The 7,752-nt window shown below is 60.5% G+C and carries 7 protein-coding genes; all 7 read right to left on the bottom strand.

Annotated features, from left to right (window positions below):
- Positions 1–214: 214 nt before the first annotated feature.
- Positions 215–979, bottom strand: a complete 765-nt coding sequence (locus DW49_RS0122660; protein WP_005620008.1) for an ABC transporter ATP-binding protein — start codon at positions 977–979, stop codon at positions 215–217.
- Positions 980–988: 9 nt separating this feature from the next.
- The gene (locus tag DW49_RS0122655) at positions 989–2,107 is read right to left on the bottom strand and encodes a succinylglutamate desuccinylase/aspartoacylase family protein (RefSeq protein WP_024420658.1); all 1,119 of its coding nucleotides are present in this window, start codon (positions 2,105–2,107) and stop codon (positions 989–991) included.
- A 12-nt stretch (positions 2,108–2,119) separates the two neighbouring features.
- A complete protein-coding gene (locus tag DW49_RS0122650) occupies positions 2,120–2,830 on the bottom strand; it encodes an ABC transporter permease (RefSeq protein WP_003381529.1) in 711 nt (236 codons plus the stop codon).
- Positions 2,827–3,555: an ABC transporter permease gene (locus DW49_RS0122645; protein WP_005620004.1), complete on the bottom strand. Its 729-nt coding sequence runs from the start codon at positions 3,553–3,555 to the stop codon at positions 2,827–2,829. Before DW49_RS0122645 ends, DW49_RS0122650 begins: the two co-directional genes overlap by 4 nt.
- Before the next feature lie 81 nt (positions 3,556–3,636).
- Positions 3,637–4,419 carry a transporter substrate-binding domain-containing protein gene (locus DW49_RS0122640; protein ID WP_024420659.1) on the bottom strand — a complete coding sequence of 261 codons (783 nt, stop codon included), beginning with the start codon at positions 4,417–4,419 and terminating at the stop codon, positions 3,637–3,639.
- Between the two features lie 343 nt (positions 4,420–4,762).
- Complete coding sequence (locus DW49_RS0122635) at positions 4,763–6,478, bottom strand: ATP-dependent DNA ligase (protein ID WP_005620002.1); 1,716 nt, start codon at positions 6,476–6,478, stop codon at positions 4,763–4,765.
- On the bottom strand, positions 6,475–7,521 hold the full coding sequence (locus DW49_RS0122630) for a ligase-associated DNA damage response exonuclease (RefSeq protein WP_005620001.1): 1,047 nt from the start codon (positions 7,519–7,521) through the stop codon (positions 6,475–6,477). Before DW49_RS0122630 ends, DW49_RS0122635 begins: the two co-directional genes overlap by 4 nt.
- Positions 7,522–7,752: the final 231 nt, after the last annotated feature.

The following is a 7,752-nucleotide window of genomic DNA, read 5'->3' as shown; positions in this document are numbered from 1 at the left end:
TCCTCTTGACGACGCAGAGCTCCTACGCTGGAGCGTGCGGAACGATGATCTCAATATCGTGCGGCGCTCTGCGTCGCATGCCTTTCTGGACGCTCCGCGTCTTCTTGACGACGCAGAGCGTCGAGCAATGCATCCTCACTGGGGCGTGGGGACGATAGTCGTGGATATTTCAGTTCCGGTTACTGGGCATTTCCGGCTTCATGCACAAAAAACGCTATTTCAGATTACCACTCAAAAACTGCTGCAGACGCTCGCTTTTCGGGTTGTTGAGCACCTCGTCCGGGTGGTCGGATTCTTCGATCTGGCCCTGGTGCAAAAACACCACCTGGCTGGCAACCTTGCGCGCAAAGCCCATTTCGTGAGTTACCAGGATCATGGTCCGGCCTTCTTCGGTCAGGCCCTGAATGACTTTCAGCACCTCGCCGACCAACTCCGGGTCAAGTGCTGAGGTGGGTTCGTCGAACAGCATGATTTCCGGTTCCATCGCCAGCGCACGGGCAATCGCCACGCGCTGTTGCTGGCCGCCGGACAGGAACGCCGGGTACTGGTCGGCAACGCGCTCCGGCAGGCCGACCTTTTCCAGGTATTTACGTGCACGGGCCTCGGCTTCGGCCTTTGGCACGCCCAGCACCCGACGCGGCGCCATGGTGATGTTTTCCAGCACGGTCATGTGCGCCCACAGGTTGAAGTGCTGAAACACCATCGCCAGCCGGGTGCGGATGCGTTGCAGCTCATCCGGGTCGGCCACGCGCATGCCGTCCTTGTCGCTGACCATGCGCACTTGCTTGCCGTCCAGGCTCATTGCGCCATCGTTGGGCTGTTCGAGAAAGTTGATGCAGCGCAAAAACGTGCTCTTGCCCGAGCCGCTGGCGCCGATCAGGCAGATCACATCACCGCTGCTGGCCTTGAGCGATACGCCTTTGAGCACTTTGTTGTCGCCGTAGCTCTTGTGCAGGCCATCGATGGTCAGTTTGTACATGACAGGTCCTCAAGGAGAAAGTAGATAGCCGCTGCGATAGGCCTGGGTGCCGGCGATGTGCGCAATGACCATGCCCGCCGTTGCCATGCGGCGCAGCGAACGGGCGTACAGCAGGCCTGCGTTCAGGGCATGGATGCAGGTCACGGCGTCGCTGATCGGGTCGATGACCTCGGCAATCAGCTGGCCGGCCTCGACGTATTCGCCAGGCATCGCGCAGAACACCAGCAGCCCGCCGACCGGCGTAGCAACCGGTTCGACCGCCGCCAGTGGCGTCGCGGGGTAAAGCAATTCGGGGGGTGGCGGTAACTCACCGTCGATGACGCCGGCGTCGATCAGGTAATGAATGATCGCCTGACAGTCGCGGCTGGCCAGGGCGTGATTCACATCGCCTTGGCCGCGCAGCTCCAGGGTCACCGAGAAGCTGCCCATCGGGATCGGAAAGCGCTCGCCGAAGCGTTGCTGCAATTGCCACCAGACCAGCGTAAAGCACTCGTCAAACGACTGGCCGCCCGAGTCGGTGGCCAGCAGGCTGGCTTGCGCACCCAGATAACGCGACAGCGGCTCGACTTTCGGCCAGGCCTCTGGCGTGGTGTACAGGTGCTCGACCGATTCAAAATCACAGTGCAGGTCCAGCACCATGTCGGCGTCGCAGGCCAGACGTTGCAGGGTCAGGCGCAGCGAGTGCAATTGCGTCGTGGCGGGCTCGGCATTCAGCGCGGCCAGCAGGCTGGCGCGCACCAAGGCACGGTTTTGCTGCGGGTCGTCAGTCAGGCGGGCTTCGACATCATCGCCGACGTGCGCGCTGAGGTCGCTGAACCAGCGATTGAAGTTCTGCCCGCTCTCCAGCTCGTAACGGCCCAGCGGCGTGTCCATAAGCACTTGTTCCAGGCCAATCGGGTTGGCGACCGGCACCACGACGATTTCACCCCGCAGGCGACCGGCGTTTTCCAGCTCGGCCAGGCGCTGTTTCAAGTACCAGGCGACCAGCATGCCCGGCAATTCGTCAGCGTGCAGCGAGGCCTGGATGTAGACCTTGCTGGCGCCTTGCTGCGGGCCGTAATGAAAGCTGTGGATGTGTCGACCAGTGCCTGGCACCGGCGACAGCAGGTCATGTGTGTGATGGCGCATGTTCAGTCCTGATTAATGAGCCGGGCCGAGAAAGGCCAGCCAGCGGCGTTCGGCAAGACGGAACAGCCCGACCAGGATGAACGTAACGGTCAGGTACATGGCTGCGGCGATGCCAAACGACTGGAAGGTCATGAAGGTCGCGGAATTGGCGTCGCGCGCGACTTTCAGAATATCCGGCACCGTGGCGGTAAAGGCCACGGTGGTCGAGTGCAGCATCAGGATCACTTCGTTGCTGTAGTACGGCAGCGAACGGCGTAGCACCGACGGCATGATCACGTAGGCGTAAAGCTTCCAGCCAGTCAGACCATAAGCTTTGGCTGCTTCGACTTCGCCGTGGGCCATGCTGCGGATGGCGCCGGCAAAAATCTCCGTGGTGTACGCGCAGGTGTTCAGGGTGAAGGCCAGGATCGTGCAGTTCATCGCGTCGCGAAAGAACGCATCCAGCATCGGTTGTTCACGCACGGCGGCAATGCTGTAAATGCCGGTGTAGCAAATCAGCAGCTGTATATAAAGCGGTGTGCCGCGAAACAGGTAGGTGTAGAACTGCACGGGCCAGCGCACCCAGCGATTTCTCGACACCCGCGCAATCGACAGCGGAATCGACACGCAGAAGCCGATGGCAATCGAGGCGCTGAGCAGCCACATCGTCATGGCCAGACCGGTGATATTCACGCCGTCTGTATAAAGGAAGGGTTTCCAGTATTCCTGCAACAACTCGATCATCGCTGCGCCTCCCGACTGCCTGCGGCGTAATGCCGTTCAGCCCAGCGCAGGGCGAAGTTCGAGGCGCTGGTAATCATCAGGTAGATCAAGGCTGCCAGCACCAGAAAGTAGAACAATTGGTAGGTGCTTTTACCGGCGTCCTGCGAGGCTTTGACCAGATCAGCCAAGCCGATGATCGACACCAGCGCGGTGGCCTTGAGCATCACTTGCCAGTTATTGCCGATGCCCGGCAGCGCGTGACGCATCATTTGCGGGAACACGACGTAGCGGAATCGTTGGCCGCGCTTCAAGCCGTAAGCCGTTGCCGCTTCAACCTGACCGCGCGGCACGGACAGAATCGCGCCGCGAAATGTCTCGGTGAAGTACGCACCATAAATAAAGCCCAGGGTGATGACGCCCGCGCCGAAAGGGTTGATCTCGATGTATTCCCATTCCATTGCGTCGGTGAGCATGGTCAGCCAGGTTTGCAGGCTGTAGAAAATCAACAGCATCAACACCAGATCCGGAATACCACGGATCAGCGTTGTATAAATTTGCGCCGGCACGCGCAGCAGCGCCGAGCTCGACAGTTTGGCACTGGCGCCGACCAGCCCGAGCAGAATGCTCAGCGCGAGGGACAGCACAGCCAGTTTGATGGTCATCCAGGTGCCTTCCAGCAACAGCGGGCCAAAGCCCTTCAGGCTGAATGCCGAGAGTCCCAGGGTTTGCATGAGTGCATCGAGCATGGATAAGGCCTTGCGTTTAGCAACAAAAACGCCCATCGATCGGGCGGCGAATCATCGCCGAAATCGATGGGCGTTGGGGTGTTATTTGCCGTCGTACAGGTTCAGGTCGCCAAAGTGTTTTTTCTGGATTTCGGCGTAGGTGCCGTCATCGTGCATGGCCTTGATGCCTTTATCCAGCAGCGCTTTGAGCTCTTTGTTGCCCTGCGCGATACCGATGGCGGTTTTCGCTGGCAGCAGTTCGCTGTCGATAGGCTTGCTGACTTCGTAGTCGGCACCGGCGGGCGATTTCAGGAAACCCAGTTCGGCTTGCAGCATGTCCTGGATCGAGGCGTCCAGACGACCGGAGGTCAGGTCGGCGTAAACCTGATCCTGGTTGGCGTAGGCCTTGGTGGTCACGCCGGACTTGTCCAGCACGGCCTTGGCGTAGGCTTCCTGGATGGTGCCTTGCTCGTAGCCCACGGTCTTGCCTTTCAGGCTGGCCGGGTCAGCGGTGAAGCCTGCGCCTTTCTTGAACACCAGCGACGTCGGGCCGGAGAACAGTTCGTTGGAGAAATCGATGACTTTTTCGCGAGCCGGGGTCACGGTCATCGAGGAGATCACACCGTCGAATTTGCGCGCTTTGAGGCCGGGGATCATGCCGTCGAAATCGCTTTCAACCCATTTGCAGGTGACTTTCAGCTCTTTGCAGATCGCGTTGCCCAGGTCGATATCGAAACCCACCAGGCTGCCGTCGGCGGCTTTGGATTCAAACGGTGCATAGGATGGATCGACGCCGAAGCGCAGTTCCTTGTATTCCTTGGCCATCGCGTTACCGGCGGCTATGCACAGAGCCAGTGCAGAAAGAGTCAGCCATGCTTTTTTCATCATTCAGTCCTTCAAACCTTAAATGGGGCGTTGGGAACACGCGAAGCTTGCTACCGGCAAGTGCCAGATAGGCAATGGTTAGCAATTTCCGAACCAGAGGAACGAACGTGCGTTTGAAATGTAAGGGGTTGTCGCTATTTCGTATTAACGGATGGCAATCTGCCGCGCTGGCGCGCTTGTCCTTCGAAGGCCAGCCATTGAGGCGAATTTCCCTGTGCACCCCGGTCAGGACAAGGGGCAGATTGGTAACGCGAGGGTGATGGTTTTAGCGGGCGAATGCACTTTTGCTTTACGTGATGTTTCAAAAAGGTGCACGCCTATTATTGCGCCCTTTTGTGGTGCATCAGTTCAGCAGGTCCTGCAGCGTCGTCAGGCTATCGGCCTCGGCGACCGGTTTGTCCTGTCGCCAGCGCAGCATGCGCGGGAAGCGTACGGCGATGCCGCTCTTGTGACGCTTGGACAAGGCGATGCCCTCGAAACCCAGCTCGAACACCAAGGTGGGCGTCACACTGCTCACCGGGCCAAACTTCTCGACGGTGGTCTTGCGCACAATGGCGTCCACCTTGCGCATTTCTTCGTCGGTCAGCCCTGAGTAGGCTTTGGCGAACGGCACCAATGTGCGTTCGCTTGACTGGGGCGGGCCGTCCCACACCGCAAAAGTGTAATCGCTGTACAGACTGGCACGCCGACCATGACCGCGTTGCGCGTAGATCAGCACGGCATCGACGCTGAACGGGTCGATTTTCCACTTCCACCAGACGCCCATGTCCTTGGTGCGACCGACCCCGTACAGCGAGTCGCGAGCCTTGAGCATCATGCCCTCGACCCCCAGGCTGCGGGATGCCTCGCGCTGGGTGGCGAGGTCGAGCCAGTCTTTGCCGGTGAGCACCGGGGAGGGCATCAGCACCTCGCTCTGACAGCCATCGATCAAGGTTTCCAGTTGCGTGCGGCGTTCGTGTTGCGGCCGGTTGCGCCAGTCAGCGCCTTGCCATTCCAGCAGGTCATAGGCCAGCACCACGACCGGAATGTCAGTGAGGATCTTCTTGCCCAATGTCTTGCGGCCGATGCGTTGTTGCAGCAGGGCGAAGGGCTGGACTGAGGGCGCAGCGTGCGGGGCTTCGTTATCCAGCGCGAACTCTGCGGTGCTGTCGGGGCTGATGTCCGGGTTAATGTCAGGCGCTTTCCAGACCACGATTTCGCCGTCGATCACTGTGCCGTCGGGCAGGCATTGCGCCAGGCTGTGCAGTTCCGGGAAGCGGTCGGTGACCAGCTCTTCGCCCCGTGACCAGATCCACAGCCTGCCGTCACGTTTGACCAGTTGTGCGCGGATGCCGTCCCATTTCCACTCCACCTGCCATTTCTCGGCCGGCCCCAGCAACGCCTCGAACTGGTCGGCAGGCTGCTGCAATGAGTGCGCAAGAAAGAACGGATAGGGCTGACCGCCACGTTGCGCGTGCTCATCTTCCGATTCAGGCGCGATCAGCTTGAGGTAGCGCTCGGCGCTGGGCCGATGCGACAGGTCGGTATAGCCGACCAGCCGTTGTGCAACGCGCTTGCTGTCGATGTCAGCCAGCGCGGCCAGTGCGCGGGTGACCAGCAATTTCGATACACCGACGCGAAAGCTGCCGGTGATCAGCTTGATGCAAACCATCAAGCTGCTGCGGTCCAGTTGCGACCAGAACATGGGCAAGCGCGCGGCCAGCTCTTCGGGCGGCAGGCCGCGCAACGGCAACAGCTTGTCTTCCATCCACGTAGCCAGACCTTCGTCGTTGCTGTGGTCGGCCTGCGGCAGCAGCAATGACAGGGTTTCCGCCAGGTCGCCAACGGCCTGATAGCTTTCTTCGAACAGCCATTCCGGCAGGTTCGCCAGTGTCATGGCTTGCTCGCGCAGCACGCGGGTGGGCACCAGTTGCCTGGGGCGTCCACCGGACAGGAAGTACACCGCCCAAGCGGCGTCCTGCGGATCGGCGTGTTTGAAATAGTCACGCATCGCGGCCAGTTTGGCATTGCTTGAGGTGGTGGCGTCCAGCTGTGCGTAGAGTTCGGCGAAGGCCTTCATGACTGAGCCTCCCCCGCAGTTGCCGCCTCAGGCTCGGCAGCCGCCGGGTTGCTGTCTTCTTCATCGCCGTATTCAGTGCTGAAGCCCTGGGCGTCCAGCCCCAGTTCGCGCAGATAGCGCACCAGTATGCCGACCGAACCGTGGGTGACCATGACCCGCTCGGCACCGGTCTGCTCGATGGCCCATAGCAAGCCCGGCCAGTCGGCGTGATCGGACAGCACAAAGCCGCGATCCACGCCGCGCCGACGCCTCGTGCCACGCAGCATCATCCAGCCGCTGGCAAAGGCATCGCTGTATTCGCCGAAGCGCTTCATCCAGCTACTGCCCCCGGCCGAGGGCGGGGCGAGGATCAGCGCCTGACGCAGGGCTGGATCGGTCTTTTTGAAGTCGCCTGCGTAGTGGGTTTCCGGAATACGGATGCCGCCTTCGCGGTAGACCCGGTTCAACGGCTCGACGGCACCGTGCACCAGAATCGGCCCGATCTGCGAGTCGATGCCGTGCAAAATGCGCTGTGCCTTGCCGAAGGAATACGCGAACAACACGCTGGCCTTGCCCTGAGCCGCATTGCCGCGCCACCACTCGTTGATGCCTTCGAAAATCTGCGACTGCGGTGCCCAGCGATAGATCGGCAGGCCGAAGGTCGATTCGGTAATAAACGTGTGGCAGCGCACTGGCTCGAATGCCGCGCAGGTGCCATCCGGTTCGACTTTGTAATCCCCGGAAGCGACCCAGACCTCGCCTTCATATTCCAGCCGCACTTGTGCGGAGCCCAACACATGCCCGGCCGGATGCAGGCTGAGTTTTACCCCGTGGTGGGTAATGGTTTCGCCGTATTCGAGGGTTTGCAGATTGATGTCCTGCCCGAGGCGCGACCGCAAAATACCCTCTCCACTGGCCGCCGACAGGTAATGCTGATTGCCAGTACGGGCATGATCGCCGTGCGCATGAGTAATCACCGCACGCTCGACCGGACGCCACGGGTCGATATAAAAATCACCGGGTGGGCAGTACAAACCTTCGGGGCGAGCAACGACAAGATCCATGGGGCAACCGTATGGATGGGCTTGTTAGCTATGAGCGGGGGCAGGGCGGGAAAGTTCGTGGTGTTTGCGGAGTTGATCCTGAGTTCGAGGCGCGGCGCAGATTGTGATGCAGCGCAACGTCATGCTTTGTCCGTATAAAAGCGCTTTTTTATCGCGATGGCACTGACGACGCAGAGTGCGACGTAAGTGACAGGGCGAAGGAACCCGACGAAGTCGGGCCGGAAACGGAGC

Origin of the sequence: Pseudomonas avellanae BPIC 631, assembly GCF_000444135.1 — a bacterium.
Classification (GTDB): domain Bacteria; phylum Pseudomonadota; class Gammaproteobacteria; order Pseudomonadales; family Pseudomonadaceae; genus Aquipseudomonas; species Aquipseudomonas avellanae.
Note: the sequence above shows the minus strand (reverse complement) of the source record. Positions and strands in the feature narration are given on the sequence as shown.

Bases quoted from the DNA above. Each gene is read 5' to 3' on its own strand.
- DW49_RS0122645 (WP_005620004.1), bottom strand. From the start codon at position 3,555: ATGCTCGATGCACTCATGCAAACCCTGGGACTCTCGGCATTCAGCCTG.
- DW49_RS0122650 (WP_003381529.1), bottom strand. From the start codon at position 2,830: ATGATCGAGTTGTTGCAGGAATACTGGAAACCCTTCCTTTATACAGAC.
- DW49_RS0122655 (WP_024420658.1), bottom strand. From the start codon at position 2,107: ATGCGCCATCACACACATGACCTGCTGTCGCCGGTGCCAGGCACTGGT.
- DW49_RS0122660 (WP_005620008.1), bottom strand. From the start codon at position 979: ATGTACAAACTGACCATCGATGGCCTGCACAAGAGCTACGGCGACAAC.
- DW49_RS0122640 (WP_024420659.1), bottom strand. From the start codon at position 4,419: ATGAAAAAAGCATGGCTGACTCTTTCTGCACTGGCTCTGTGCATAGCC.
- DW49_RS0122630 (WP_005620001.1), bottom strand. From the start codon at position 7,521: ATGGATCTTGTCGTTGCTCGCCCCGAAGGTTTGTACTGCCCACCCGGT.
- DW49_RS0122635 (WP_005620002.1), bottom strand. From the start codon at position 6,478: ATGAAGGCCTTCGCCGAACTCTACGCACAGCTGGACGCCACCACCTCA.